Here is a 26,391-nt window from a genome sequence, read left to right as displayed (position 1 = left end):
CGCTCCGGCGGCCGGGCCACCGGTCCACCGAGTCACCCGGTAATCGCCCGGTTCTCGGCGCCCGCTCAGCGATCTCCTGTTCAAACGGTCTTCTATCTTCAGAGGTGCTCGTCGTGCTGCTGTACATCCTGCGACGCGTGATCAGCGCGATCTCGGTCGTGATAGTCACAGTGGTGGCCAGCTTCATGCTGTTCTTCCTGGCGCCGACCGATCCCGCCGGCGTGATCTGCGGCCCGCGCTGCACGCCCGAGCGGCTCGACAACATCACCAAGAGCCTCGACCTCGACCAGCCGCCGATCGAGCAGATCGCGCTCTACTTCAAGGGCATCGTGGTCGGCCGGGAGTACACCACCGGCGGCGTGACGCGCCACTGCGACGCACCCTGCCTCGGCTACTCGTACGTGCTCGGCGTCCCCGTCACCGACCTGCTGGCCAAGGCGGTCCCGGTGACCCTGTCGATCGTCATCGGCGGCGCGACCATCTACCTGCTGTTCGGCGTCCTGATCGGCACGACCGCGGCGCGGCTGCGGGGAACGACCCTCGACCGGATATCGGTCGGCGGCTCACTGGTGCTGGGCTCGGTCCCGTACTTCGTGGTCGCCCTGATCATCGCGCTGTACGCGACGTTCCTGCCGAAGTCGCAGTACGTGCCGTTCTTCGACAATCCGGCCGAATGGGCCGCCGGCCTGCTCGCCGCCTGGCTCTGTCTGGGCCTCACGAACTCCGCGTCCTACACGCGGTACTCGCGCGCCTCCATGATCGAGGCGCTCGGCCAGGACTTCACCCGGACCGCCCGGTCGAAGGGCATCTCGGAGCGACGGGTGGTCTACCGGCACGGCCTGCGCGCGGCCATGACCCCGGTCATCACGATCTTCGGCGTCGACGTCGCGTTCCAGCTGGTCAACACGATCTTCACCGAGCGCATCTTCCAGCTGCCGGGCCTCGGCCTGCGCCTGCTCAACGCGTTCAACCAGTACGACCTGCCGGTGCTGATGGGCGGTGTCGTCGTCGGCGCCACGGTGCTGGTCACCATGAACCTGGTGGTCGACATCTTCTACACCGTCCTCGACCCCCGGGTGCGGCTCGGATGAGCGAGACCGGCGCCGGCACCCCATCAGTCCCGCCCCCATCAGCCTCGCAAGGCGGCAACATGACCGACTCACCCGTCCGGGCCCCGCAGACCGTCACCCGCACCGCCCGCGAGCGCAGCGCGAACGACGAGGCCTACCTCGAGGTCAGCGACCTGCACGTCCAGTTCCCCACGGCGGACGGCAAGGTCAACGCCGTGCAGGGCCTGACCTACTCGCTGCCGCTGCGGCGCACGCTGGCGATCGTCGGCGAGTCCGGCTCCGGCAAGAGCGTCTCGAGCATGGCGATCATGGGCCTGCACGACCGGAAGTCGACCTGGATCTCCGGGTCGATCAAGGTCGGCGGCAAAGAGGTCGTCGGCATGTCGGAGAAGGACCTGATGAGCTTCCGCGGCGCCGACGCCGCGATGATCTTCCAGGACCCGCAGTCCTCGCTGCACCCGTTCTTCACCATCGGCGACCAGATCACCGAGTCGTACCGGGCGCACCACGACGTGTCGAAGCGGGTCGCCAAGGCGCGGGCGGTCGAGATGCTCGGCCGGGTCGGCATCCCGAACCCCAAGCGCCGCGTCGACCAGTACCCGCACGAGTTCTCGGGTGGCATGCGGCAGCGCGCGATGATCGCCATGGCTCTGGTGAACGACCCGAAGCTGCTGATCGCCGACGAGCCGACCACGGCCCTCGACGTGACCGTGCAGGCGCAGATCCTCGACCTGATCGCCGACCTCCAGCGCGACTTCGGCTCGGCGGTCGTGTTCATCACCCACGACCTCGGGGTGGTGGCCGAGATCGCCGACGACATCCTGGTGATGTACGCCGGCAACGCGGTCGAGCACGGGCCGGTCGACAAGATCCTCGGGACGCCCCTGCACCCGTACAGCTGGGGCCTGCTGGAGAGCATCCCGGCCGTGTCCGGCACGCCGGGCCCGCTGCACCCGATTCCCGGCTCCCCGCCGAGCCTGCTGGCCGTGCCCAGCGGCTGCGCCTTCCACCCCCGGTGCGAGTTCCGGGAGCGGGTGGGCGGCGACCTGTGCCGGACCCTCAAGCCCGAACTGATCCCGCGGACCGCGGACCTGGGACGCACCTCCCGGTGCCACCTGAAGGAACCCGACAAGGTGTTCGAGACCGAAGTCCTGCCCCGGCTGCCGTAAGAGGCTGTTGTTACCCGAGAGATGGCGACGATGACCGCTGCTACCACCACCGCCAAGTCCGGCGTCCGCGTGGTGGAGGGTGCCCCCCTCCTCCAGCTCGACGACGTCAAGATGCACTTCCGGACGAAGGGCGACGGCCTCCTGGCCCGCGGCACCAAGTGGGTGCAGGCCGTGGACGGGGTCAGCCTGACCGTGCAGCCCGGCGAGACGCTGGGCCTGGTCGGGGAGTCCGGCTGTGGCAAGTCCACGACCGCCCGGCTGATCACCCGGCTGCTCGAGCCGACCGCCGGCCAGATCCGCTACCAGGGCGTCGACATCGCGCACATGTCCGAGCGGCAGCTGCGCCCGTACCGCCGCGAGATCCAGCTGATCTTCCAGGACCCGTACTCGTCGCTGAACCCGCGGCACACGGTCGGCACGATCGTCGGCACCGCGCTGCGCACGCACGGCATGGTGCCCAAGAGCGGCGAGCTCAAGCGGGTGCAGGAGCTGCTCGAGGTCGTGGGCCTCAACCCCGAGCACTACAACCGCTACCCGCACGAGTTCTCCGGCGGCCAGCGGCAGCGCATCGGCATCGCCCGCGCGCTCGCCGCCCGGCCGAAGATCATCGTGGCCGACGAGCCGGTCTCGGCGCTCGACGTGTCGATCCAGGCCCAGGTCATGAACCTGCTGGAGAACCTGCGCAAGGAGCTCGGCATCGCGTTCGTGTTCATCGCGCACGACCTCGGCGTGGTGCGGCACTTCTGCGACCGGGTCGCGGTGATGTATCTGGGCCGCGTGGTCGAGGAGGCGCCTCGCGACGTGCTCTACGAGAAGCCGCAGCACCCGTACACCCAGGCCCTGCTCTCCGCCGTGCCGGACATCGCCGTGGTCCGCGGCGTGCCGCCGAAGCAGCGCATCCGCCTGGTCGGCGACGTGCCCAGCCCGGTCGACCCGCCGTCCGGCTGCCGCTTCCGCACCCGCTGCTGGAAGGCGCAGGACATCTGCGCCACCAACGACCCGGCGCTCGAGGAGAAGGCCCCGCAGCAGGAGGTGGCCTGCCACTTCGCCGAACCGCCGGTGGAGTCGATCGTCGCGGAGACGGTCTGATTTGGTCGCTCCGCCGCCGTCCCCGTCCGTCTATCGCACCCGCGCCTACCGCACGCGGCAGCGGGTGCTCGTCGGCCTCGCCGCGGTGGGCCTGGTGCTGCTCGGCTACCTGATCGGGCGGTGGCAGGACACGCCGGCGCCGGCCGCGGCGGCCGTGGCCGCGTCGGCGCCGGTGGCCTCCGCGCCGCCGGCCTCACCCTCGGCCGCGCCGACCACCCCGCCGCCGTCGCCGACGGTCTACCCGACGCTGCAGGCCGAGGATGCCGCCGCCCTCAACGGCATTCAGTCGCAGGACACCGAGGACGAGGGCGGCGGCAAGAACGTCGGCTGGATCGCCAACGGCGACTCGCTGCGCTTCGACAACATCGACTTCGGCGCGGTGCCGGCGACCAAGCTCGACGTGCGGGTCGCTTCCGACGCGGACCAAGGCCGGATGGACGTACGCCTGGACGCGCCCGACGCCCCTCCGGTCGGCACGATGCGGGTCACCCGGACCGGCGGCTGGCAGTCCTGGCGCACCGACGAGGTGACCCTCACGCCGGTCACCGGCGTGCACACGGTCTTCCTGACGTTCGCGAACGACGGCGACGGCGAGTTCGTCAACGTCAACTGGCTGCAGTTCGGGCACTGAGCGCTTTCTCCCGCACGGGAATGCGCACCGTCAGCACGCCGCTCTCGTAGCGGGCGTCGAGGCGATCGGTGTCCAGCGCGTCGTCGGTGTCGAGCGCGTCGGCGAGGGAGACCTGGCGCTCGCCCTCGCAGCGTTCGCCCTCGACGCGCCGGCGTTCGCAGCGGACGGTCAGGGACTCGTCGTCGGCCGAGATGTCGATGCCGGCCGGGTCGATGCCGGGCAGGTCGATGTCGATGTGGAAGGTGTCGTCGATCCGGTACGCGTCGAAGCGTGCACCGGAGGTCCGGTTCGCGGAGTCGAAGACGCGGGCCGTGAGCCGGTCGAGGTCGCGCGTGGTGGCGCTACCGAGCAACATGGGTGGTTCCTCCAGCTACAGCTTTCGCAGGTTGAGCATGGGTGGCTCAACCTCGTCTCCAACGGAGATTCTCGCTGGGGAATTCCCTCGACATGACCGTGGGGCGGGCCATCATGGCCCGCCCCACAGTCCCTGCGAACGCGGTCGTTACCTCAGGAAGTTCGGACCGGGGACGCCGACGCCGGTCTCGGCGTCATAGCCCCGCGTGCTGTGGATCGTCGTCGACTGCACGTCGACCCACTGCAGCTGGTACGTGCGGCCGTCCGAGGCGTCCAGGCTGTTCGCGAAGTTCGCCCGCACCTGGTTGACCGGCTTCTTCGGCGCCACGATGTCGGTGATCTTCTTGGTGTTGATCGCCCGGTAGTACGCCGGGTTGGCGAACCCGACCGGGTGGTGCTGCTTCTGGCTCTGTACGGCCTGCAGGCCGGCCAGCAGCGGGGACGCCAGGCTCGTGCCGCCGATGCGGTACTCGTCGTAGTACGTCCCGTCCGGGAACTCCTGGGTCTGGCCGACCCGGAAGCCGGTGTTGGGGTCGCCCGGCATCGAGATGTCCGGCACGGTGCGCATGCGCGTCGCGCCGAAGTACTTCGCGATCGCGTCCGGCACCACGCCCCGCTGGTAGAACGGCTGTCCGAACAGGATGCTCGTGCCGCCGCCACCACCGGAGGAGTAGACCGGGGCGCCCCACGACTTGCCGTCGGCGGAGAGCTTGGAGTACGCGTTCTGCCAGCCGTACTCCCACACCCGCTTGCCGTGCTTGTCGATGCCGACGCTGGTGCCGCCGACCCCGGTCACGTACGGCAGGTCGGCCGGGAAGTCGACCGTCTTCAGCTCGGGGTGGGTGCCGCCCTGGGTCTCGTCTCCGGCGTCGCCGCTGGAGAAGTCGACCGTGATGCCGGTCAGCGCCGCCTCGAGGGAGAACTGCTGGTAGAAGTCGATGTACTCCTGACCCAGGTCGGCCACCTTGTCGGTGCCGGTGCCCCACGAGTTCGTGACGATGTCGGCCACGTGGTTGTCGATCGTGGTCGCCCACGCCTCGTCGAGACCGGTCGAGCAGTCCGCGCCGCCCACGTAGACGATGTTCGCGCCCGGGGCCATGGAATGCACGGCCTCGATGTCCAGCGTCTCCTCGCCGTACCAGCCGGCGCCGCCGCACTCGTCGATCAGGTCGTAGCCGTCGGCGGGCGGGGTGATCTGCGTGAACTGGTGACGCCCGAACGCCGGGAGGCCGTGCAGCCGGTTGTAGGTCCGGGTGTCCTGCACGATCGTCGGCGAGGCGAACGCGTCGGTCACGGCCACGGTCACGCCGCGCCCGTTGATGCCGTGCTTGATCAGGTCGCTGACGCCGTACGCCGACTGGTACTGCTTCGGCTCGTACCCGCGCACCACGTACGGCTGCTTCTTGCCGTTCACGGCCGGCTGCGCGGTCGCCAGCTTCTCGCCGTAGTACCGCGACGACGGCGTGCCCGGGCGGGAGCCGGTGTCCGGGCCCGGCAGGGTGTCGGCCGGGGTCTTGAGGGCCTGGCCCTGGTCGAGGCCGAGGACGCCGGAGACGACGCCCAGCACGGCGGCCGGGGTGTTCTCCGGCAGGGACAGCGCGGTGCTGTTCGCGTGCACCGTCTTGCCCTGATACGAGTAGTTCTTCAGCGTGGTGCCGAAGACCTTGTCGATCTGCGCGGTGGTGCCGGACGCCTCGACGTACATCCCGCCGAGGGTGCTCCGCAGCCCGAAGCCCTGGCCCTTGAGCCAGGACCGGACCGCGTCGACGTCGGCGGCCGCCGGCGCGAACCGCGACTTGAACTGGCTCGTGCTGAGCCATTTGCCGTAGGACGCGCTGGACGGGTCGGAGATCGAGGCCAGGGTCGCCTCGGCCGACGCGCCGTCGCGCAGCTTGAGCAGCACGCCGAACGGGATCTGGTCGGCGGCGGCCGGTGCGCCGCCGGTGGCCCGTGCCCGGGTCAGCCACCGTGGTTGACTGCCGGAGAGGACGTGCCGTCCGGGACGGGCCGCGGCGGTGGCCGGGCCGGCCCCGAGGACCGAGGCAGCGGCGGTGCCGAATGCGACAGCCAGCGCCAGCCGCGACCTCACGGTCGAACTTCTGATCACTTCGCCTCCACACTGAGTGGCCAGTGAATTAGTGGATGGACCTCCCCACATAACTCGTAGTGCTGACTCTTGGTCAATATCTTGAGTGCAAAAACTTAGATCAATTGCTGTTGTCTTGATGAATGTCTTCGCAGCTCACGCGGCATGCGTCGGGTCGGCTGCGGAGGGTTTGCGAGGGCGTGCGGGTACCGGCCCGTGGTCGGTGAACCGCAGGGTCGGCCCGCTGCCTGGCGGGCCGTCGGCGACTTGAGTCTTCCTCACGGCTAGCTCGCACGATACGGTGACCCACTTCGCGCAGCGCACAGAAAGTCGCCTCGACGTCGCAATTCGTAGTAGTGCCTCCGGCCCATCGGGACCAGGATGGAAGGACAGATCTGGTCTATCACCATGTGCGCCGTCATGGCCGGACGCCAAGCGGTGGGAGTAGCCATGGATGACAAAAGCGGCATCGGCGGCGACTGGGTGGCCGCATTCGCCCAGCCGCCCGGGAGCATCCGCATCGCCGGCACCGATCTCCCGGAGACGGCCCGGCTCCGCGCGCGCGGCGAGTTCGACCACGACAACTGCGACCTCGTCCCCGCCGTGGTCACCGAGGCGATCGTCACCGGCCACACCAGGATCATCCTCGACCTGGCCGAGGTCACCTTCATCGACGCCGCCACCGTGAAGGCCTTGATGGCCGCCGGTGATCTCGCCGCCAGCGCCGGCGCAACCGTGCGCTTGGAGAATGCCGCCGGTATGGTGGCGCGCGTTCTCGCCATCACCGGTGTCCCGCACGCCGTGACGTTCGCCGGCCGGCCTCTTTGACCGGACCTGCCGTGGCATGGGCCGACGACCGAACCCCGGTCGGTGAGGGTCACCGATCAGTGGTTGAGCGCGGCGATGATCCGGCGGGTGCCGGTGTGGATGGCCCGGGCGTGCTCGATCAGAGCGGCTGATGTCGCGGCGGGTTCGGCGAGCGAGGCAGGGCCGTGCGACCTTCGCGGGCGCTCGTGGCGAGATCACCGGCAGCCGCTATGGCTCGCACGGTGGCCCCCGGTGATGTTCTGTGCGCTAGGCGAAATCGGTGACCGTACGGCGGCTCAGTTGGTGGGCGTGCAGGTGAGCGGCGCGGTCGCGGGCAAGGTCGGCGTGGCGCCGCGCGGTGCCGGCCCGCTTGGACAGTTGCCCGGCGGTAGCGGCGCACTGGTCGGCGCGGTCACGGGCCCGCGCGGCGTAGGCGCGCAGAGCATGGGCTCGCTCGAGGAGCGGGGACTGGCCGTTACCGTCTTCCACCACTTCATGCACACGCCTGGGTGATGCGACGTCAACACCGGCCAGTTTGAGGCATCGTTATCCGGGGCAGCCGTGACGGAATTCGCGCAAGCCGACGGCGCCGGACCTGCCGAGGGCGCATGACGGAGGACGGTCGTGGTGACAGCGGTACCGGTCGCGCGCGGCGCGATGCACTCACGCGATCTGGACGAGGTCCAGGAGCTGATGAGCCAGCGGTACGTCGAGCACCGCACCCGGGTGATGGGCAGTGCCGATGGGTTCGTGTTCCGCTCCGTGTCGGCCGTCGCCGGCCCATTGACCGTGGATCAGCTCACCTATCAGGCGTGTCTGGCGATGGGAACGCAGCCGTTCGCGTCGCTGCTGGTGGTCAGCGTCCTCGACGGCCGATTCGAGGTGACCGCCGGCCGGCAACACGCGCGGGCCGGACGAGGCGAGGCGCTGCTGTACCCGCCCGACGTCGGTCTGGAGGTGGTGATGGACCGGATGACTCACCAGGTGTTGCACCTCCCCCTGTCAACGGTGACCCGCCTCGCGGCCCGGGCCGGCGTGGCGGAGGCGGATTTCCGGTTCGAGGCGATGACCGCCACCACACCAGCCGGGAACCGGCAGTGGCTGGCCACCGTCGCCTACCTGACCCGGCTACTGTCCGGCTCGGACCAGACGGCCATCCCCGCGCTGCTGCTCGACGCCGTCATCGACACCACCGCCACCGCCGCGCTCAGCGCGTTCCCGAACACCACCATGACCCTCGGCTACACCCCCGGACCCGGCCGGATCGCCCCGGCCGCGATCCGCCGCGCCGTCGCCTACATCGACGCCCATGTCGCCGAAACGATCACTCTCGACCAGATAGCCACCGCCGCCGGGCTCAGCCCCCGCGCCCTGCAAGCCGGATTCCGCCGCCACTACGACACCACCCCCATCGGCTATCTGCGGAAGGTTCGCCTCGAACACGCCCACCGCGACCTGCAAACCGCCGACCCCACCACCGGCGCCACCGTCGCCGGTATCGCCCGCCGCTGGGGCTTTGCCGACCACAGCCGGTTCACCGCCGCCTACCGCACCGCCTACGGCCGGCCACCCAGCCACACCCTGCGCACCTGACAGGAGGCACCCCATGACCACAACCGATCAGGCCGCCCTGCAGACCAGCACGCACATGCTCACCGGCGCGGATGCGATCGAACAGTTCCTCAGTAACGCATACACGAGCATGCGCCTGCGCAGCGACACCGACCGGCCCCGGCTGCGTTACGACCGCACCGACGCCGGAGCATTCACCCTCGACACCCTCGAACAGACCGCCGCCATCCTGGACATCCGCGCCGCACCGCTGCACACCGTCGCGATCAACCGAATGGCCACCGGCCGCATGCAGCGCACATGTGGCGGCGTCGAGCAGCGCTACGGCCCCGGGGACCTGTACATCGCTACCGACCCCGACCAGCCCTACACGGTGCGGTGGCTACCCAGCGAACTCCACTCCGCCGCCCTCGACCCCGGCCTGCTGGCCCGCGTCGCGGCCACCGCCCCCGGCCGCCGACCCGCACCGCTGCGCTTCACCAGCCTCGACCCGACCACACCCGCGGCCGCCGCGCACTGGTGGGACACCTACTGCTACATCGCCCACACCGTGCACAACCCCGAAGCCGCCACCCCGCTCGTGCTCGGCGCCGCCGCGCGACTTCTCGCCGCGGTCACCCTGACCACCTTCGCCAACACCGCGCTGACCGACCCGACCATCGAGGACCGCCACGACGCCCACCCCGACTGCCTGCGCCGCGCCATCGCCTTCATCGACGACAACGCCCACCGCGACATCAGCGCCGCCGACATCGCCGCCGCCGCCCACGTCACCATCCGCACCATCCAGGTCGCCTTCCGCCGCCACCTCGACACCACCCCCACCGCCCACCTGCGCCGGGTCCGCCTCCACCACGCCCACCGCGACCTGCAGGCCGCCGACCCCACCACAACCACCGTCTTCGCCGTCGCCAGCCGGTGGGGATTTCCCAACCACAGCCGCTTCACCGCCAGCTACCACCAGACCTACGGCACCACCCCCTCCCAAACTCTGCGCGACTGACCCCATAGAGACCCCAGTTAGTCGCACACTTGTTCTAAACTGCTCTGCGTGACGATCCTGCATGCCGACCTGGACGCGTTCTACGCGTCGGTCGAGCAGCGGGACGACCCGGCGCTGCGTGGCCGGCCGGTGCTGGTCGGCATGGGCGTGGTGCTGGCGGCGAGCTACGAGGCCAAGGCGGCCGGCGTCCGCACCCCGATGGGACTGACCCAGGCCCGGGCGCTCTGTCCGCGCGCCGTCGTGGTCCCGCCGCGCATGAAGGCGTACGCGGAAGCCAGCAAGAAGGTTTTCGAGATCTTCCGGGACACGACCCCGATCGTCGAGGGCATCTCGATCGACGAAGCGTTCCTCGACGTCACCGGGCTCTACAAGATCCGCGGTCCGGCCCGGCAGATCGCCGAGAAGCTGCGGGCCGACGTGCGCGAGCGGGCCGGCCTGCCGATCACGGTCGGCATCGCCGGCACCAAGTTCCTCGCCAAGGTCGCGAGCGGGGTCGGCAAGCCCGACGGCCTGCTCGAGGTGCCGCCCGGCCGCGAGCTGGAGTTCCTGCATCCGCTGCCGATCGAGCGGCTGTGGGGCGTCGGCCCGGTCACCTCGGGCAAGCTGCGCAAGCATCAGATCACCACGGTCGGGCACGTGGCCAAGGTCGGCGAAGCGGCGCTGGTCGCGCTGCTCGGCGCCCACCACGGCCGGCATCTGCACAACCTCGCGCACAACCGCGACCCCCGGCGCGTACGGGTGGGGCACCGCCGCGGCTCGATCGGCTCGCAGTGCGCGCTGGGCCGCCGGCCCCGGCCGTTCCACGAGATCGACGCGACGCTCGCGGCGCTGGTCGACCGGGTGACCCGCCGCATGCGAGGCGCCGCCCGGGCCGGCCGCACCGTCACGCTGCGCCTGCGCTTCGACGACTTCGGCCGCGCCACCCGCTCGCGCAGCCTGTTGAAGGCGACGATGCAGACGCGGGCGATCCTCGAGACCGCCCGCGAGCTGCTGGCCGAGGCCCGTCCCCTGATCGAGGAGCGTGGGCTGACCCTGGTCGGCGTGGCCGTGAGCAACCTGGAGGGCGACGGCGCCGTGCAGCCGTCGCTCTTCGACGAGCTCACCGACGACCGCCTGGACGTGGCGATGGACGCGGTGCGCGACCGCTTCGGCTCGAAGTTCCTGACCCGGGCCGCCACCCTCGGCCGTGACCTCAATCCGTCGGTGCCGATCCTCCCCGACTGATCCCGTTACTGACGGTCAGACGGCGGTGTTCAGGATGCGGTCGGTCCAGCAGGACCGGACGGCGTCCTCGGAGCCGCCCGCGGCGGCCGCACCTATCGCGTGGAGCCGGCGCTCGTCCGCTTTGGCCTCGCGTCGCCGCCGGAGTGCCCGCTTGGCGACGACTGTTCCGCGGAGCGCCAGAGACTGCGCGGCGAGGTAGCCGCGGCGCGCGAAGTACGGCTCGCAGAGGTCGAAGAACGTCAGCGCTTGGCCGTGCCGGCCGGCGGCCGAGAGGGCGAGCGCCAGCTGGAGGCCGGCTATGCTCGAATCATCACGGTGATGCAGCTCCGCGTAGGCGTTCATGGCGTCGTAGACGGTCTCCAGCGACTCGTCGGGATCGCCCGCCTCGAACAGCAGACGACCCGCATGTAGTTGGAGGTCGGCGTGCAGCACCGCCGGGCATTCGCTCGGATTCTCGTTCACGATGTGGGCCGCGGTGGTGAGGTGCGTTATGGCCTCCGCCAGGTCGTCGGCGAGCACGCAGGACATGGCCCGCGCGTCGAGCACCTGAACCCGGAGCGACGGCAGTAAGTCGTCGTCCAGGCCCGTCGGTTCGGCGACCGGAATCCCCGACTCCAGGCCCCGGCGGAACTGCTCGAGGCGTACGCGCGCCCGGAGATTCCGGTCGTCGGTGCTCTCGGCCAGAGCCTCCGCCTCGGCCAGCAGGTCAGACGCGAAGCTCTCGCCGAGCATATGGAGGGCGCGATGTTGGGCGAGCAACCCCTCGACCGTCGCGGCCGGATCCTTCGTGATGGTGGCGGCGGCGGTCACCAGCTGACCGATGAGCCTCAGCTCGAGGGGGTCCGGGTCCCGGCTGATCAGCTCCACGACGGCCTCGGCCAGCATCGTGGTGATCCCGTGCAGGCCCTCGTGGTTCAGCAGGAAGAGATCGCCGGCGAGGTTGGACCGCTCGATGTCGAAGTTCGCGCGGACCAGCCGGATGACTCGGTCGCCCTGCTCGGCCTTCGCCTGTGCGATGGTCGGTGTCACGACGTCGCGCCACCCCTGCACGGTCCCGTGCCGCCATTGGACGTACTCGGCGATGGCCACGCGCAACGCCGTCTCGTAGGCAGGGTCTCGGCGATGCTCGCCGAGCAACTCGCGACCGAACCCCTGGACGAGGTCGTGCATCCGGTAATAGCCGCCGCCCATCGGTTCCAGGAGTTGCGCTTCGGCGAGGTTGTCCAGCAGCACGGTGGCGTCGTCCATCTTCTGATAGCCCAGCAGCGGGAAGACCCACATGTCGGCGAGCTGCCGCCAGGAGGGGAGGCAGAGTCGCTCGAAGGCGACCTGCTCGGCTCGGCTCAAACCGTCATAGGTGAACCGGATGCTGGCGCGAACCGCCCGGTCGCCCACCGAGAGCTTGTCGAGCAGATTGTCCGTCCGGGTCAGCGAGTTGAACACGTCGTCCGCGCTCCGGTGCGCTTGACGGCGCCACTGGGCGCCGACGATGGATAGGGCGAGCGGGTTGCCGCCGGCCATGGCCGCGATCTTCCCGACGTCCTCGCGATCGCCGACGAATGCGGTCAGCAGGGCAGTGGAGGCCGCCGGCGGCAACGGGGGAACCTGCAGCTGGAGTGCGTTCCCGAGGGTCAGCACCGGACGGCGGGCCGTGACGAGGGTGGCCGTTCGCGGGCCGGCGAGCCGCAGGTGTCGCACCTGCTCCTCGTCGGCGACGTTGTCGAGAACCACCAGCAGCCGCATCCGGGCGGTGCGCGAGCGGTAGAGCGCCACCATGTGTTCGAGGGACCGGCTCAGCACCTCCTCGGCCAGCCCTAGGCTGAGCAGAAGGTAGGCGAGCGCGGCTTCTTCGGCGAGCGGAGCGCTGCCGTCGCCGCGCATGTCGATGTAGAGCTGACCATCCGGGTAGCGGTCGGTCATCGAGTGTGCAGCCCGCAGAGCCAAGGCCGACTTGCCGGCACCCCCCATCCCGGTGAGCACCACGCAGGCCGCGTCGTGCCCGACGAGGTGATCGCGGATACGGCTCAGCTCGGCTTCCCGGCCGACCAGCGCGGTGCCCTCGGGCGGGAGCTGAAACAATGCGGTCTCCGGGCTGCCGACGGTGAACTGCGGCCGCTCGTACAGGGCTGCCTGGCCGGAGAGGGAGGTCATCGCGGCAGCGGCCGGCAGCCCCAGGGCATCGGCGACCGCCCGGGTGCCGGCGTCGGCCCGCTCGGCCAGCACGTCGAACGGGGCCAGGCGTACCGAGGAATTGCCCTGTGCCGGATTGTGCTGCACCACCACGCCGATCCCACGCCCCTGGTAGAAGACCAGGGCGCCGGACATGCCCGCCCACGGCGACGTGCCGCGCGAGGCCACGCCCTCGAGCAGCTGATCGCGCAGCAGCAGGTGCTTGGCGTCGGCGCTCTCCGTCAGTCGGATCGTCCCGTGCAGCTCGGTGGTGCTGCGCTGGCCGTCGACCGGATCCAGCTGCCAGGCGGGAAAGCCGATCGCCACGCAGTCGAGAAGCTGGCCCGAGCGGCTGCGGTCGACCCGGGCGAACGCCGGCGACTCGCTCGTATCCGGAATCGGCCGGTCGGCCAGCTCGAGCAGGGCGACATCGGCCGAGGCCGCGGCGGCGTGCACGGTCGCCGTCACCCGTACGCCGTCGGCCGCGCCCACCACCGCGAGCGACACCGCGGCGGCGCCAGTGGTCTTGTCACGCGTGCAGTGCTCGGCGGTTATCACCAGGCGATCGCGGACGAGATAGCCGGATCCGATCTGGACACGGCCCTGGCCCAGCTCGGCCAGAACGGCGACGACCCGGCTCAGCGGCACGCCGGAGCGCACGACCTCACCGCGCACGGTCAGGCCTTGGGCCCGAGCCGGCCCACCGCGCCACCGGCGTCGGCGACCGTGAGATCCACCAGGCCGGTGTCGGTCTGCTGCACGGGCTTCAGGGTGAGCTTCAGCGTCTGGGTGATCGCCGCTTCGTACTTGGCTCCCACGCCCAACGCACCCCAGCCGATGCGGCCGTTGACGTCCTTGGTCACCACGGCCTGCAGCGTGAGCTCGACCGGTTGCACCTGGAAACGGATGGCGCTCGCGCCGCCGCGCTCTATGGCGTCGGCCAACTCCGCGCGCAACGCCTCGATGGCATCCGACAGCTCGACGATGTGATCGGACCCGGACATGGCCTCATCTCCCTACCGTCCATGCCTGCCTACCACCACTGCCGGGCGTCGGCGATCGGGTGGCCGACATCGTCGGGAACGTCGAGCGGGACTGTAGCGTGGCGGCCATGGAGAGCGAGGTCGTCAAGTACACCGCCGACGATGTGACCGTGTCGTTCGAGATCGAGCCGGTCGCCGGCTTCGTCCCGGCGACCTCGGCCGAGGAGGTCGTGGGCCGCGTGCGCGAGGCGGTCGGCCCCGCGATCGCGGCCGCCCGGGTCGTCCTCGAGCAGGTGCGCGAGATGAGCCCCGACAAGGTCGAGGTGAAGTTCGGCATCAAGGCGACCGGCACGATGAACTGGCTGGTCGCCAAGGCGGCGACCGAGGGCAATTTCGAGGTCACCCTGTCCTGGGAGCCGTCGGGAGCCCGGAGGGGCTGAGCTCGGGGCGGGGGAGAGCGGCCGTCGCGACCGCGCTCAGGGCGGCCAGGGTCAGCCACGGCAGCAGTCGGTCCGCGGTGAAGAGCAGGGCGAAGCCGGCCGGGGCGACGATCGTGGCGAGGGTGAAGCCGTATTGGAAGACGGCCAGGTACGAGCCTCGGGCGTGCTCGGGGGCCAGCTCGGCGGCGAGGGCGTTCGAGACCGGGGCGTGGATCAGCTCGGCGGCGGCGTAGAGGACGGTCACGCCGATCAGATAGGCGACCAGCAGGGGGCCGGCCGGTACGGCGACGGCGGCGGCGGTCAGGGCGGCCCATGCTGTCCACAGAAGACCGGCGATGGTCAGCGCCCGGGTCCGCGGCAGCGCGCGCACGACCCGGACGGCCCCGAGCTGTCCGGTGGCGAGCAGAGCGACGTTGGCGGCCAGGATCGGCCCGGCGAGCCATGACGCCGCGTGCAAGCCGTCGGCGAGGTAGACCGGCAGAGCCACCCCGAGCATGACGCTGCACAGGCAGAAGACTCCGTTCACGGCCGTGAACCGGAGGAACCTGCGGTCCGGAAGCAGCCGGCGACCAGGCTTCGGCGAGCCGGATCCGGCGGAACGGCCGGAGGGGACGCGCAGCATCAGGGCGGCGGCGACCACGAACGAGAGCGCGTTGGCGGCGGCCAGGGGGCGGTAGAGGCCGGTGGCGAGGAGGGCGCCGGCGGTCAGCAGGCCGGCGCCGGCGCCGGCCGCCTGAAGCATCCCGGTGACGGCGAAGCGGCGGTCGTTGCCGCCGGTGCCGGTCGCGGCCACCAGCGTGAACAGCGAGGACCAGAAGAGACGCTGGCCGGCGGCCACGGTCGCGATCACGAGCAGGACCGTCAGCGGGGTGCGGGCGACCAGGAAACCGGCGAAGCCGGCCGCCTGCAGCAACTGGCCGGCTGTCACCACCGTACGCGGGGAATGCTTGTCGGAAAGGCGGCCGGCGAGCAGCGGGACCGGCAGGGACGCGAGGGCGCCGGCCGTGGTCAGGATGCCGGCCAGGGCCAGGGGGAGACCCGCGACGTGCGGGAAGTAGAGGAGCGAGACCGGGACGAAAGCGCCGGTGCCCAACGCGTCGATGGCGATGGCCGCGGCCAGGAAAAGTGGCATGGTGAACCGACCCTCGGTGCTTGATCGGCCCACGCGCGACCTCGATCGCGCGACCACTCCACCAGGGCGGCGCCCTGCCTACAGTTGGGGCTGCTGAGGCCCGAGCCTATCGGCCGCCCGGTTCCGGAACCAACTCCTTTCCCCGCGCCGACCTGCGTCTATCCGCCGACGAGCGCCGGGAAGCGCTTCCCGAGCTTCTACCAGGCATTGACAGGGCTTTGAGTGGCGGTTCACAGTGTCGTCACGAAGAGCGCTTTCACGGCCTGTTCCCCGACGGGTCACTTCTTCGAAACAATCCCCAAACAGGAGTCGCCCATGACCTCCCCAGTCCTGGACGGGCTCGCGCCGCGCCGACGCCGGCTGTCGCCTGCCCGATTCCTCGCCTTCGCCGCCGGGCTCGCCGGCCTGCTGGCGACCTTCCTCATCACCACGACCAACGCCGAGGCCGCCGAGGTGGTGGTCTCGCAGGGCAAGCCGGCCACGGCGTCGTCGACCGAGACCGCCAACGGCTATCAGCCGGGCGAGGCGGTCGACGGCAACAACGGCACCCGGTGGGCCAGCGCCTGGTCGGCGTCGCAGTGGTTCCAGGTCGACCTCGGCGCGACCACCTCGGTCAGCCGGATCGCGATCAACTGGGAGGCGGCGTACGCGACGGCGTTCACCATCCAGTTCTCGACGAACGGCTCGACGTACACCAACGCGTACTCGACGACCACCGGCACCGGCGGGCAGCAGAGCATCGCGGCCACCGGCAGCGCGCGCTATGTCCGGATCAACCTGACCACCCGGGCGCTGGCCAACTACGGCTACTCGTTCTGGGAGTTCCAGGTGTTCAGCGGCGGCACGACGACCACGCCGCCGACGAGCCCGACGACCCCGACGACGCCGCCGACCTCCTCGGGCGGGGCGAAGCTCCTCTCGTACAACAAGCCCGCCCGCGCCTCCTCCGAGCAGAACGACGCGCAGTGCAACCCGTGCACGGCGGACAAGGCGTTCGACAACGACCCCGCCTCGCGCTGGGCCACCAACCCGACCACCGGCTGGGTCGACCCCGGCTGGATCTACGTCGACCTCGGGGCGACCGCGCAGGTCAGCCAGGTGGTGCTGCAGTGGGACCCGGCGTACGGCAAGGCGTACCAGATCCAGGTCTCCGGTGACGCCGCCAACTGGACCACCATCTACTCGACCACCACCGGCGACGGTTTCAAGGACGTCATCAACGCCACCGGCTCCGGGCGGTACGTGCGCATGTACGGCACCGCGCGCAGCAGCACCTACGGCTACTCGCTGTGGGAGTTCAGCGTCTACGGCACCGGCGGCAACCCGACGACCCCGCCCGCCAAGCCGGCCGACCCGACCTTCCCGGCCACCCGCCTGGTCTTCGCCGACGAGTTCAACGGCGCGGCCGGCTCCGGCGTCGACACGTCGAAGTGGACGATCGACTACGGCACCGGGCAGAACGGCGAGCAGGAGTACTACACCAACGGCCAGAACGCGGCCATGGACGGCCAGGGTCACCTGGTCATGACCGCGCGCAAGGAGACGTCGAACGGCCGCGACTACACCTCGCACCGGATGAACACCGGCGGCAAGTTCACCTTCCAGTACGGCCGGGTCGAGGCCCGCATCAAGGTGCCGAAGGGCCAGGGCTTCTGGCCGGCGTTCTGGATGATGGGCGCCGACTTCCTCACCGGGCGGCCGTGGCCGTACAACGGCGAGGTCGACATCATGGAGGTGCTGGGCAAGGACACCTTCACCAGCTACTCCACGCTGCACGCCCCGATGTACAACGGCGGTGGCGGCTACGGCCAGTCCTACAAGGCCGCGGGCGGCGCCGACCTCTCCGCCGACTTCCACACCTGGGCCGCCGAGTGGGACAGCAAGGGCATCAAGTTCTTCCTCGACAACACCCAGGTCTTCTACGCCAGCAAGGAGACGGTGGAGAACACCAGGGGCGCGTGGATCTACGATCACCCGTTCTACATCATCCTGAACCTCGCGGTCGGCGGTGACTGGCCCGGCGCGGTGGACGCGACCACGCCGTTCCCGTCGCAGATGCTCGTCGACTACGTCCGCGTCTACCAGTAAGGAACCGACGATGACCACGGGCGCCGCCGCTTCCCGCGACGGCGCCCGTGGGCCTGAGAGCGCTCTCCGCGCACTTCGGCCCGGTGCTATAACAGACCGCATGAACTCCCGGCCGGCCCGCGGTGGCCAGCACCCGACCATGGATCAGGTGGCCGAGGCCGCCGGCGTCTCGCGGGCCACCGTCTCCCGCGTGATCAACGGCGCGCCCAGCGTCGACGCCAAGATCCGCGAGATGGTCCAGCGGGCGATCGCCGAGACCGGGTACGTGCCGAACGTCGCCGCCCGCAGCCTGGTGACCCGCCGCTCGAACTCGGTGGCCCTGGTGATCAGCGAGCCCGACCGGCCCGACAACCACTCGTTCCTGAACCGCATCTTCACCGACCCCTACTTCGGCCGCATCACGGCCGGCGCCACCAGCGCGCTGCGCCCGCACGACATCCACCTCGTGGTGATCCCGACCGACTCGACCGACCACCACCAAGTAGTGCGCTACCTGCGCCAGGGTCACGTCGACGGCGTGCTGCTGATCAGCAGCCACGAGCAGGACACGCTGCCGCGCCAGGTGCACGACCTCGGCATCCCCGCCGTGGTGTCGGCCCGGCCGACGTCGCCGATCGCGGTCAGCTACGTCGACGTCGACCAGAAGCTGGGCGCTCAGCTGGCGGCCGAGCGGCTGCTCGCCCGCGGCTGCTCCCGCCTGGCCACGATCAGCGGGCCGCTCGACATCCCGTCCGGCCTCGATCGGCTGGACGGCTTCCGGTCCTACCTGACCGGGTGCGGCTTCGCCGCGGTGCCGACCGTCGAGGGCGACTTCACCCGGGCCGGCGGCGAGGCGGCCGCGCGGCAGTTGCTCGCCACCAACCCCGACATAGACGGGCTGTTCGTGGCGAACGACCTGATGGCCGAGGGCGCGCTGCGCGCGGTGCAGGATCTGGGTCGCCGCGTGCCGGACGACATCGCGGTGGTCGGCTTCGACGACAGCAGCGCGGCGCTCGACTGCCGGCCGCTGCTCACCACGGTGCGCCAGCCGGTCGAGGAGATGGCCGCGGAGATGGCCGAGGTGTTGCTGGCGCACATCGCCTCGCCGGGGCGGTTGCCGCGCTCGGTGACGTTCCAGCCCACGCTCGTCATCCGCGAATCGGCCTGACCCGCGTCCTAATCGGACTGAAATCGCCGCGTCCATTCTTGCAGGCCAGAAACGATCTTGCCCAATCGGTGAACGTAGGGCCGGTTGCGAGCCGTACCCGTGGGCGGGAAGAATCGGCCCGGTCGTGACAATCGGTCTTTCCGGGTTCCGAGGTGATCATTCGGTGCGGCGTAGACCAGACGAACGGCCTGGGGGATGCGGCCCATGAGCGGGCAATACGATCAGCACCACGTTCTCGCCGTCTGCAGTGAGTGGGACTCCGAACGGGGAGGGCTCACCACCTTCAATCGTCAGCTGTGTTTCGCGCTGGCCGCGCAGGGTGCGAGGGTCGTGTGCCTGGTCCTGACCGCGACCGACGCCGAGCGACGCCATGCCGAGCAGGGTGGCGTGACGCTCGTCGACACCCGGAAGAACGGGGAGTCGACGCAGGCTCTGGCGCTGGCCCGCAAGCCGTCACTGCCCGCCGGCTTCGCCCCGTCGATCATCATCGGACACTCCCGGGTGACCGGTCCGTCCGCGAAGGCGCTGCAGGAGGATCACTTTCCCGAGGCGCAGCGCTTGCACATCGTGCACACGTCACCGGACGAAATCGAATGGCACAAGCTCGACCGCGTCGACGACGCGACCACCCGCGCCGAGGTGCGGACGGAGGAGGAGCTGCGGCTGTCGCGCAATGCGTACCGGGTGGTCGCCGTCGGACCGCGCATCTACAACCGGTTGCTCAACGACCTCCTGCCCGAGGATGTCCAGCCGATGCAGCTGAGCCCGGGCTTCGACGGGAACGGCGCCGAGGGGGTCGGAAAGTTGACACCGGCCGGACTGTGCCGGGTGCTTCTCTTCGGGCGGATGGAGGACGCCCATCTGAAGGGCCTCGACATCGCGGCCCGGGCTCTGGGGCAGGCGCTCCGGTGGCGGGGGCGGCCCGTGCCGGAGATGGAGTTCGTGGTGCGCGGCGCGCCGGCCAGCGCCGGTGAGCAGCTGCGGATCAAGGTGCAGGAGTGGGCCCAGATGCCGGCGCTCAACGTGGTGGTCCGGCCGTACACGGCCCAGGCCGAGCGCCTGTCGGCCGACCTGCGGCGCGCCAGTCTGGTGCTCATGCCGTCGCGGGCCGAGGGCTTCGGCCTGGTCGGCGTGGAGGCGATCACCGCCGGGACGCCGGCGCTGATCAGCTCGACGAGCGGTCTCGGCATGCTGCTCGAGGAGCTCCTCGACCAGGAGGACGCGCAACGGATCGTGATCCCGACGGCCGACGACGGCGACGAGCTGGTCGATCGCTGGGCGCGGGCCATCGACGCCGTGCTGCGTGACCGGGATGCCGCGTTCCGCCGGGCGGAGGAGACGCGGTCGCTGCTCGCTTCCCGCAAGACGTGGGCGACGGCCGCCCGCGAGCTGCTCGACGCGGTGGGTCCGCCGAGCCGGCCGACGCCCGTGCAGGCCCTCGAGCTCCAGCAGGAGCACCGGCGGTCGCTCGTCGAGCAGCTGGCGCGGGTGTCGCCAGGCGCTCTGGCGGAGGCCTACCGGGCGATCCGGCCCGACGACGAGGCCGACCTCGACTGGAGCGACGTCCCGTCCGCGGTGCGCCGGGTGGAGCAGCTTCCGGTCACGCCCGGCCAAACGCCAATGCTCTTCATATTCGTGGAACATCTCTCGCATCAGAGCGGCCGTGACCGCGGCGAATTCAAAATGCTCCACGAATGGACCGATCAAGCGGCCAGCGCGGTCGGGATCAGTCAGCGCGCTATCCGCGACATATGCCTTCAAGAGCAACAACCGTACAGTACGATCGGCCCGGAAATTTCTGCCGTTGACGGTCCACTCGTGGGCGAGATCATAACACCCGATGGAGATGCTGTGGTGAAGACAACAGTACTGGATAAAACGGCTATCGACCCGTTAGGTATTGTTGAGGGCCGACAGCATATTCGTGGAAATATTCCGATCCGGAACCCGGACTTCACCGGTCGCGAGGATCTTCTGAGTGCGCTGCGCACGGCGTTGGTCGAGAGCTCCAAGGCCTCGGTGCTCCCGCGGGCGCTGCACGGCCTGGGCGGTGTCGGCAAGACCCAGCTTGCGCTGGAGTACGTGTACCGGTTCGCCGATCAGTACGACCTCATCTGGTGGATCCCGGCCGATCAGAAGTCCCTGGCGCTGACATCGCTGGCCAACCTGTGCGACGAGCTGGGGCTCACGCAGAACCAGGACCAGCAGCAGACCGCGAACACCGTGCTGCGCTACCTCGCCAACGGCAGCCTGAGCTGGCTGCTGGTGTTCGACAACGCGGACGAGCCGGAGGAGATCCTGCCGCTGGTGCCCTCGTCCGGCGGCCACGTCGTGATCACCTCGCGGAACCAGGCGTGGTCGGAGTCCAGCGACGCGATCGAGGTGAACGTCTTCGCCCGCGGCGAGAGCATCTCGCTGCTCCGCAAGCGCAGTGAGGCGATCTCGGTCGAGGACGCCGACCGGCTCGCCGCGACCCTCGGCGACCTGCCCCTCGCGCTCGACCAGGCCCGCTACTGGCAGACGGCGACCGGCATGCGCGTGGGTGAGTACCTGGAGCTGTTCGCCACCCACGTGCGGGACCTCATGTCGGAGGGCAAGCCGCCGCTGTACCCGACGACCGTGGCCGCCTTCGTCAGCCTGGCGTTCGACCGCCTGCGCCGCGACAACCCAGCGGTGGCCCAGTTGCTCGAGCTGTTCGCCTATCTCGGTGCCGAGCCGCTCTCCGTGGGCATGCTGCGCCGGGCCCGCGAGGCGGCTATCTCCAACCCGTTGCGGTCGGTGCTGCGGGACCCGATCCGGCTCAGCCGTACTATTCGCGACCTGCGCAAATACGGACTGGCGAAGGTCGATGCCGATCAGCGCATTCAAGTGCACCGCCTGGTGCAGTTGGTGTTGCGCGAGGATCTGGGTGCGGAGCTATTGGCGAAAAGCAAGGAAAATGTACAGCGGATCTTTGCGACGGCCAATCCGGTGCAGCCCGACGACACTCGCCGCTATGCCATTGTCTATCAGGAGATCGGGCCACATATCCTCGCCGCCGAGCTGGTCGACTCGGAAATCAGCGGGGCACGCCAGGTCGTACTCGATCAAATTCGTTATCTGTACGTCATCGGCGACTACGAGGGAAGCCGCCGGCTCGGTGAGCTGGCGGTGGAAGCGTGGTCGGCCGCGCAGCCCAATGAGGACGTCGGGCCCGAGGGCGAGTTGACGCAGATCGCCAAGCGTCATCTGGCCAACGCGCTGCGGGACCTCGGTGAGCGGCAGCGGGCCCGGGCATTCGACGAGGAGGTCTACCGGAGCCTGGAGGCGAGTGCCGACTTCGGCCCCGAGCATGAGCACACGCTGGCAACCGCCATGAGCGTCGCCGTGGACCTCCGGGTCGCCGGGGAGTACCGCGAAGCGCTGGCCATCGACGAGCTGAACCTGGCCCGCCATCGCGAGGCGTTCGGCGACGAGGACGAGCTGACCCTGCGGGCGCGCAACAACCGGGCGGTCAACCTGCGCATCCTCGGCGACTTCGGCGGCGCGCTGAAGGTCGACGAGGAGCTGATGGATGAGTGGCGCAAGGCGGTGGGCGAGGACGACCCCCGCTACATCGTCTGCGTGGTCAACCGCGCGCTCGACCTCAACGGCCGAGGACGGTACACCGAGGCCCTGGAGTCGTTGAACCGCGTGTACACGCGGTACCGCACGTTGCTCGGCAGTGGACACACGCGGGTGCTGTGGGCGGCGCGGGCACTCGGCGTCGCCCTCCGTAAGACCGGCCAGTACGAGGACGCGCTCAAGTGGGCCGACGAGAACTACCTCGAGACCGAGTCCCGCCTCGGGCCCAACCACGAGCTGACGCTGGCCGCGGCGATGACCTACGCCAACACGCTGCGCGTGAACGGCCGCCTCTCGGACGCACGGGAGCTGGCCGCGGGAACGGCGCAGCGGTACGGGAAGACCTTCGGCGTCCGTCACCCGCTCGCCCTGGTCGCCCAGTCGAACCTGGCGATCATCTACCGGGCGCTCGGCGAGAGCCGGGAGGCCCGCAAGATCGGCGACACCGTGCTGGACGACATGACCGAGCTGCTCGGCGCCACGCACGGGTACACGCTGTGCGCGGCCAGCGGCGTCGCCAACGACCGGGTGCTTGCGCACGACGTCAACGGCGCGCGTGAGCTGTCGGTGCGGACGCTGGAGGTCTCGCGGGAGGTGCGCGGTGAGCACCACCCGTACACCCTGTCCTGTGCCGTGAACGCCGCGCTCGACCTGCAGGCCACCGGCCAGGAGGCGAACGGCCTGGCGCTGTTCGACGCCACGATCGCCGACTTCGCCGCGGTGCTCGGACCCAAGCATCCGGAGACCGTCGACGCCGGACGGTTCAAGCGTGCGGAGTGCGACATCGAGCCGCCGCCCACCTAGGCCGGATCACGACGGGCGGCCGCGCGGAAGTGATTCCGCGCGGCCGTTTCTTCGCTGCCATCGCGCCCGGTCGTCGTTCATCGAGCGGGTCGCGAAATCGGCCGCTTCCCGGGAGACCGGGACCATCTCCAGCCGCGACAGCTCTTCCTCCATGCCTTTCGCGAATTGCCGACCGGGCTCGGTCAAGCCGGGCGCGTCCCGCAGCGAATCCAGTGCGGGACGAAGTTGCCGGCAAATCTTCGCGAACTGCTTTTCGGCCGCCCGTTCCTGCGCCGGGTCGGCCCGCAGTCGGTTCATGAGATCGGCTGTTCCCAAAAATGCATAAACACCGTGTAAAAGGCCCCTAATCGGACGCGGATCGCGACGCCAGGGCGCGAAGTAGAGGGTCGGGTCTTTCGGATCGAACAACGCCTCCAGCTGAAGCACCCCATTCAGGATGGAGTGGTGCCCCTCATGCACCAGGGTGACCCCCAGCGTGGCCGCCGAGGCGGGCATGGTGGCGCCCAGAGCGCCGAACACATGCCGTGCCGTGGCGCTGAGCATCAACGGGCCCTTGTTCCGGCGAAGCGGCACTATCGTGCGCACTACAGCGCCCGCTCGGGCCGCCCGCTCGCCGGCATAGCGGAAAAGAATCCGGCCGGCGCCGGTGAACAGGTGTTGCCAGCGCTCGGCGTCGGCGTCGCTCAGCCGCCGGCGGGCCGGTGCATGGAAGACGTCCCGGTACGGGCTGAGGGCGTCCAGCACCACCGGTTGCGGGCCGCCGGTCAACCGTCGCAGGTGCTGCCATCGGCCGTCGCTCGCCTCGACACGGCCGCCGCGGACCAGGAGCCGCACGGTCCCGTCGGGAGGCAGGCCGCCGACCAGGCCGATGGTCGGAAGCATCGCGGTCGAGCCGTGATAGGTCATGGGCAGATCGGCGTCGGCGCCGCACCGGGCGGCCGCGACGGCGGCCAGGGCCGCAAGCTGGCCAAGATCCGCCTCCGTCGGCTCCGCCGCCCGCAGCCGGCGGACGGCGCTCGCCAGCCAGGCACCGGCCATCGGATCGGTGATGACATCGGTGGCCGATTCCCGGTCTCGTTCGCGGGCCATGTCGATGACGGCAACAGCGTCGTCGTTGCCCGGCGCAGTGTCGGCGATGTGCCGGATCAGCAGCAGGCGCCGGCTGAGCTCGGCTTCGCGCAGCAGGTGGAGCGTGTCCGGCGCGCAGGTGCCGGAGGCCAGGTCGGTCAGCTGGGCCTGGCTCACCCGGTGGCGCTCGGTCATTCGCCGCGCCGTCCGGTCTGATCGACGAGGTCCGCGGCCACTCTCCGGCGTACGTGGGTGATGATGCGAGCCAGGTCCGCGCAGTAGACCGAGCGGTTTCGGAAGCCGCTGCCGGGACGATATCGGTGGGCGTAGTGTCCCGCCCCGCACCACTGGTGGATGGGACAGCTCACGCAATCCGGGCCGAGGGCGGCCGCTCCGAGCTGACGGGCCACGATGCCGGGATGACGCAGCGCCCGGTCGAAGGAGTCGGTCGCCACGTTGAGACCGGTGGCGCACGCGCCGGGATACGCCGACTTCAGGGAGTCGACCTGCTCGATGTCGCCGTCGGACTCGATCACGGCCACCGTCACCGGGCTCAGGCCGATCTGCTCCGACCGGCTGGCGCCGCCGAGAACCAGACTGATGATCTCCTCCAGGATGCGGACCCGGGTATCGATCCGGGGCGCGTCGTACCAGCGGTCGAAAATCGACACCAACCAGTCGCCGTACGCGGTCTCGCCCGCCTCGGCCGGACGGACCGGTGGCCGGGCCCAGTTGGCGTGGGGCAGCAGGAAGTCGATCAACTTCGGTCGGTAGCGCAGCAGCGTCTCGTACGTCTCGAGGGGATCGGCCGCGATGTCGACGGTGCAGAGAATTCCGGCGAAGACCGCCCGGTAGCGCTCTGCGGCCAGGAGTCCGAGGGCCCGCTCGACGGCAACGGCGCTGCCACGGCCGTCGGCGTAACGGCGGTGGCGGTCGTTGTCGGCGCCGGTGCCGTCCAGGCTGATGCCGACCTCGACCCCTTCCGCCCGGAACAGGTCGAGCATCGCCTCATCGAGCAGCACGCCGTTGGTCTGCACGGCCAGCCGGAGCTCGCGGCCGATGGTCCTCTTCAGCGTGGCGATGATCTCCACGAGCCGATCCCGGCCGGCCAGCAGGGGCTCGCCGCCGTGCAGGACCACGCGCACCGACCGCAGATCGTGCGCGTCCGCGTGCTCGGCGATCCGCGCTGCCGCGGTGCGAACCACATCGACAGACATCCGTGTCGGGCGATCCCGCCAGGTGTCGTCGCCCATCGTGTAGACGTAGCAGTAGTCGCAGGCGAGATTGCAACGCTGATGAATCTTGAGAACGAACTCCCGGAACGCGTGCGGCCGGAAGTCGTCCGCGACCTGCAGGTTCGCCGGCCACTCCCGCGACGTCATGGGACGTTGGTGAAGCCGGCCGTGATGTCGGCCGCATCCGTGAGGTCATCGACCAGGCGATCGATGGCCGCCTTCAAGGCGGGCCGGTTCTCGAGCGTGAGCCGGCGCAGGGGAATCCGGGTGACGTCGGGAAGTGCGTCGTCACGGATCGGGGCGTCATCCGGCTCACCGGTCGTAGCGTTCATCCACCAGCCTTCCGCGTCCGCGGCTTAGATAAGTCACGGTCGTGCCAGCCGGCTGCGCCGCCGGTCCCCGCGCTCGGTGCCGCGCGACCGGCGTCATCCGGGTGACGGACGTCCTCCGGTGACACCACAGCCGCAGGGATCTCGAGGGAGTGTCTCGGGCCCCCACCGAGATTCTGCAGACACCATACTTCGACGCGGATCAGTTTCCCAAGGCCAGTATTGGACACTTCGGACGTGACGACGGAATGCGAGTTCTTCAGATCAATGTCATGCCCGGTAGGCCTCAACAAATAGACCTCGATCTATGGATAAGGTCGCGGTCGGGCGGGGTGAACGACCGGTTGCATGATCGATGTAGCCTCTGCTCCGCCGGGCCGATCGGAGA

21 protein-coding genes are annotated in these 26,391 nt (G+C 70.0%); 12 read left to right on the top strand and 9 right to left on the bottom strand.

What is annotated here, in order from left to right:
- Nucleotides 1–113: 113 nt before the first annotated feature.
- The 4 genes from ACQP2F_RS37450 to ACQP2F_RS37435 are packed head-to-tail and all read left to right on the top strand — an operon-like array spanning nucleotide 114 to nucleotide 3,959.
- Complete coding sequence (locus ACQP2F_RS37450; RefSeq protein WP_433296062.1) at nucleotides 114–1,091, top strand: ABC transporter permease; 978 nt, start codon at nucleotides 114–116, stop codon at nucleotides 1,089–1,091.
- Between the two features lie 59 nt (nucleotides 1,092–1,150).
- Nucleotides 1,151–2,239, top strand: a complete 1,089-nt coding sequence (locus tag ACQP2F_RS37445; RefSeq protein ID WP_433296060.1) for an ABC transporter ATP-binding protein — start codon at nucleotides 1,151–1,153, stop codon at nucleotides 2,237–2,239.
- 30 nt (nucleotides 2,240–2,269) lie between these two features.
- Complete coding sequence (locus ACQP2F_RS37440) at nucleotides 2,270–3,328, top strand: ABC transporter ATP-binding protein (protein WP_433296058.1); 1,059 nt, start codon at nucleotides 2,270–2,272, stop codon at nucleotides 3,326–3,328.
- A gap of 1 nt (nucleotide 3,329) precedes the next feature.
- Nucleotides 3,330–3,959, top strand: coding sequence for a carbohydrate-binding protein (locus tag ACQP2F_RS37435; RefSeq protein ID WP_433296056.1), 630 nt, complete (start codon nucleotides 3,330–3,332; stop codon nucleotides 3,957–3,959).
- Here the strand turns inward: ACQP2F_RS37435 and ACQP2F_RS37430 are convergent.
- Entirely contained in the window at nucleotides 3,934–4,314 is a 381-nt protein-coding gene (locus tag ACQP2F_RS37430; protein ID WP_433296054.1) for an Hsp20/alpha crystallin family protein, read from the bottom strand. The two genes, ACQP2F_RS37435 and ACQP2F_RS37430, sit on opposite strands and share 26 nt — an antisense overlap.
- A 147-nt stretch (nucleotides 4,315–4,461) precedes the next feature.
- Nucleotides 4,462–6,402, bottom strand: coding sequence for a S53 family peptidase (locus ACQP2F_RS37425; RefSeq protein ID WP_433296052.1), 1,941 nt, complete (start codon nucleotides 6,400–6,402; stop codon nucleotides 4,462–4,464).
- 447 nt (nucleotides 6,403–6,849) lie between these two features.
- Here ACQP2F_RS37425 and ACQP2F_RS37420 point away from each other — a divergent pair, with 447 nt between their 5' ends.
- Nucleotides 6,850–7,227, top strand: a complete 378-nt coding sequence (locus ACQP2F_RS37420; RefSeq protein WP_433296050.1) for an STAS domain-containing protein — start codon at nucleotides 6,850–6,852, stop codon at nucleotides 7,225–7,227.
- Between the two features lie 246 nt (nucleotides 7,228–7,473).
- Here the strand turns inward: ACQP2F_RS37420 and ACQP2F_RS37415 are convergent, their stop codons facing one another.
- Entirely contained in the window at nucleotides 7,474–7,695 is a 222-nt protein-coding gene (locus ACQP2F_RS37415; RefSeq protein ID WP_433296048.1) for a hypothetical protein, read from the bottom strand.
- Between the two features lie 135 nt (nucleotides 7,696–7,830).
- On the opposite strand from ACQP2F_RS37415, the gene ACQP2F_RS37410 reads away from it, so the two are divergent.
- The 3 genes from ACQP2F_RS37410 to dinB are packed head-to-tail and all read left to right on the top strand — an operon-like array spanning nucleotide 7,831 to nucleotide 11,005.
- Entirely contained in the window at nucleotides 7,831–8,799 is a 969-nt protein-coding gene (locus ACQP2F_RS37410; protein ID WP_433296046.1) for an AraC family transcriptional regulator, read from the top strand.
- 13 nt (nucleotides 8,800–8,812) lie between these two features.
- Nucleotides 8,813–9,781 (top strand): helix-turn-helix domain-containing protein, encoded by a 969-nt coding sequence (locus tag ACQP2F_RS37405; RefSeq protein ID WP_433296044.1) that lies wholly within the window; start codon nucleotides 8,813–8,815, stop codon nucleotides 9,779–9,781.
- Between the two features lie 39 nt (nucleotides 9,782–9,820).
- A complete protein-coding gene (gene dinB, locus ACQP2F_RS37400) occupies nucleotides 9,821–11,005 on the top strand; it encodes a DNA polymerase IV (protein ID WP_433307745.1) in 1,185 nt (394 codons plus the stop codon).
- Nucleotides 11,006–11,020: 15 nt separating this feature from the next.
- On the opposite strand, the gene ACQP2F_RS37395 is transcribed toward dinB, so the two are convergent.
- Both ACQP2F_RS37395 and ACQP2F_RS37390 read right to left on the bottom strand, forming a co-directional pair.
- Entirely contained in the window at nucleotides 11,021–13,849 is a 2,829-nt protein-coding gene (locus ACQP2F_RS37395) for a trypsin-like peptidase domain-containing protein (protein ID WP_433296042.1), read from the bottom strand.
- Between the two features lie 2 nt (nucleotides 13,850–13,851).
- A complete protein-coding gene (locus ACQP2F_RS37390) occupies nucleotides 13,852–14,178 on the bottom strand; it encodes a trypco2 family protein (RefSeq protein WP_433296040.1) in 327 nt (108 codons plus the stop codon).
- A gap of 107 nt (nucleotides 14,179–14,285) precedes the next feature.
- Between ACQP2F_RS37390 and ACQP2F_RS37385 the strand changes: the two genes are divergently transcribed.
- A complete protein-coding gene (locus ACQP2F_RS37385) occupies nucleotides 14,286–14,597 on the top strand; it encodes a CU044_2847 family protein (RefSeq protein ID WP_433296038.1) in 312 nt (103 codons plus the stop codon).
- Here the strand turns inward: ACQP2F_RS37385 and ACQP2F_RS37380 are convergent.
- A complete protein-coding gene (locus ACQP2F_RS37380; protein WP_433296036.1) occupies nucleotides 14,557–15,729 on the bottom strand; it encodes an MFS transporter in 1,173 nt (390 codons plus the stop codon). The two genes, ACQP2F_RS37385 and ACQP2F_RS37380, sit on opposite strands and share 41 nt — an antisense overlap.
- A gap of 315 nt (nucleotides 15,730–16,044) precedes the next feature.
- Between ACQP2F_RS37380 and ACQP2F_RS37375 the strand changes: the two genes are divergently transcribed.
- The 3 genes from ACQP2F_RS37375 to fxsT all read left to right on the top strand — a co-directional run bounded on the left by ACQP2F_RS37375 (nucleotide 16,045) and on the right by fxsT (nucleotide 23,371).
- Entirely contained in the window at nucleotides 16,045–17,817 is a 1,773-nt protein-coding gene (locus ACQP2F_RS37375; protein ID WP_433296034.1) for a discoidin domain-containing protein, read from the top strand.
- Nucleotides 17,818–17,917: 100 nt separating this feature from the next.
- Nucleotides 17,918–18,964 (top strand): LacI family DNA-binding transcriptional regulator, encoded by a 1,047-nt coding sequence (locus ACQP2F_RS37370; protein WP_433296032.1) that lies wholly within the window; start codon nucleotides 17,918–17,920, stop codon nucleotides 18,962–18,964.
- A 204-nt stretch (nucleotides 18,965–19,168) separates the two neighbouring features.
- Nucleotides 19,169–23,371 carry an FxSxx-COOH system tetratricopeptide repeat protein gene (gene fxsT, locus ACQP2F_RS37365; protein WP_433296030.1) on the top strand — a complete coding sequence of 1,401 codons (4,203 nt, stop codon included), beginning with the start codon at nucleotides 19,169–19,171 and terminating at the stop codon, nucleotides 23,369–23,371.
- A gap of 6 nt (nucleotides 23,372–23,377) precedes the next feature.
- Here fxsT and ACQP2F_RS37360 read toward each other — a convergent pair whose 3' ends face one another.
- Genes ACQP2F_RS37360 through ACQP2F_RS37350 form a run of 3 tightly spaced genes read right to left on the bottom strand, consistent with a single transcriptional unit; the run spans nucleotide 23,378 to nucleotide 26,006 of the window.
- Nucleotides 23,378–24,634, bottom strand: coding sequence for an aKG-HExxH-type peptide beta-hydroxylase (locus tag ACQP2F_RS37360; RefSeq protein WP_433296028.1), 1,257 nt, complete (start codon nucleotides 24,632–24,634; stop codon nucleotides 23,378–23,380).
- Nucleotides 24,631–25,821, bottom strand: a complete 1,191-nt coding sequence (locus tag ACQP2F_RS37355; protein ID WP_433296026.1) for an FxsB family cyclophane-forming radical SAM/SPASM peptide maturase — start codon at nucleotides 25,819–25,821, stop codon at nucleotides 24,631–24,633. The genes ACQP2F_RS37360 and ACQP2F_RS37355 overlap by 4 nt, the downstream gene beginning before the upstream one ends.
- Nucleotides 25,818–26,006, bottom strand: a complete 189-nt coding sequence (locus ACQP2F_RS37350) for a hypothetical protein (protein WP_433296024.1) — start codon at nucleotides 26,004–26,006, stop codon at nucleotides 25,818–25,820. Before ACQP2F_RS37350 ends, ACQP2F_RS37355 begins: the two co-directional genes overlap by 4 nt.
- Nucleotides 26,007–26,391 lie beyond the last annotated feature (385 nt).

The sequence above is a fragment of the Actinoplanes sp. CA-030573 genome (assembly GCF_050951115.1).
Taxonomy (GTDB): Bacteria; Actinomycetota; Actinomycetes; order Mycobacteriales; family Micromonosporaceae; genus Actinoplanes.
The sequence above is the reverse complement of the archived record's forward strand: the minus strand, read 5'-3'. Positions and strand labels throughout refer to the sequence as shown.

Bases quoted from the DNA above. Each gene is read 5' to 3' on its own strand.
- ACQP2F_RS37445 (WP_433296060.1), top strand. From the start codon at position 1,151: ATGACCGACTCACCCGTCCGGGCCCCGCAGACCGTCACCCGCACCGCC.
- ACQP2F_RS37440 (WP_433296058.1), top strand. From the start codon at position 2,270: ATGACCGCTGCTACCACCACCGCCAAGTCCGGCGTCCGCGTGGTGGAG.
- ACQP2F_RS37430 (WP_433296054.1), bottom strand. From the start codon at position 4,314: ATGTTGCTCGGTAGCGCCACCACGCGCGACCTCGACCGGCTCACGGCC.
- ACQP2F_RS37420 (WP_433296050.1), top strand. From the start codon at position 6,850: ATGGATGACAAAAGCGGCATCGGCGGCGACTGGGTGGCCGCATTCGCC.
- ACQP2F_RS37405 (WP_433296044.1), top strand. From the start codon at position 8,813: ATGACCACAACCGATCAGGCCGCCCTGCAGACCAGCACGCACATGCTC.
- ACQP2F_RS37390 (WP_433296040.1), bottom strand. From the start codon at position 14,178: ATGTCCGGGTCCGATCACATCGTCGAGCTGTCGGATGCCATCGAGGCG.
- ACQP2F_RS37385 (WP_433296038.1), top strand. From the start codon at position 14,286: ATGGAGAGCGAGGTCGTCAAGTACACCGCCGACGATGTGACCGTGTCG.
- ACQP2F_RS37380 (WP_433296036.1), bottom strand. From the start codon at position 15,729: ATGCCACTTTTCCTGGCCGCGGCCATCGCCATCGACGCGTTGGGCACC.
- ACQP2F_RS37375 (WP_433296034.1), top strand. From the start codon at position 16,045: ATGACCTCCCCAGTCCTGGACGGGCTCGCGCCGCGCCGACGCCGGCTG.
- ACQP2F_RS37370 (WP_433296032.1), top strand. From the start codon at position 17,918: ATGAACTCCCGGCCGGCCCGCGGTGGCCAGCACCCGACCATGGATCAG.
- fxsT (WP_433296030.1), top strand. From the start codon at position 19,169: ATGAGCGGGCAATACGATCAGCACCACGTTCTCGCCGTCTGCAGTGAG.
- ACQP2F_RS37360 (WP_433296028.1), bottom strand. From the start codon at position 24,634: ATGACCGAGCGCCACCGGGTGAGCCAGGCCCAGCTGACCGACCTGGCC.
- ACQP2F_RS37355 (WP_433296026.1), bottom strand. From the start codon at position 25,821: ATGACGTCGCGGGAGTGGCCGGCGAACCTGCAGGTCGCGGACGACTTC.
- ACQP2F_RS37350 (WP_433296024.1), bottom strand. From the start codon at position 26,006: ATGAACGCTACGACCGGTGAGCCGGATGACGCCCCGATCCGTGACGAC.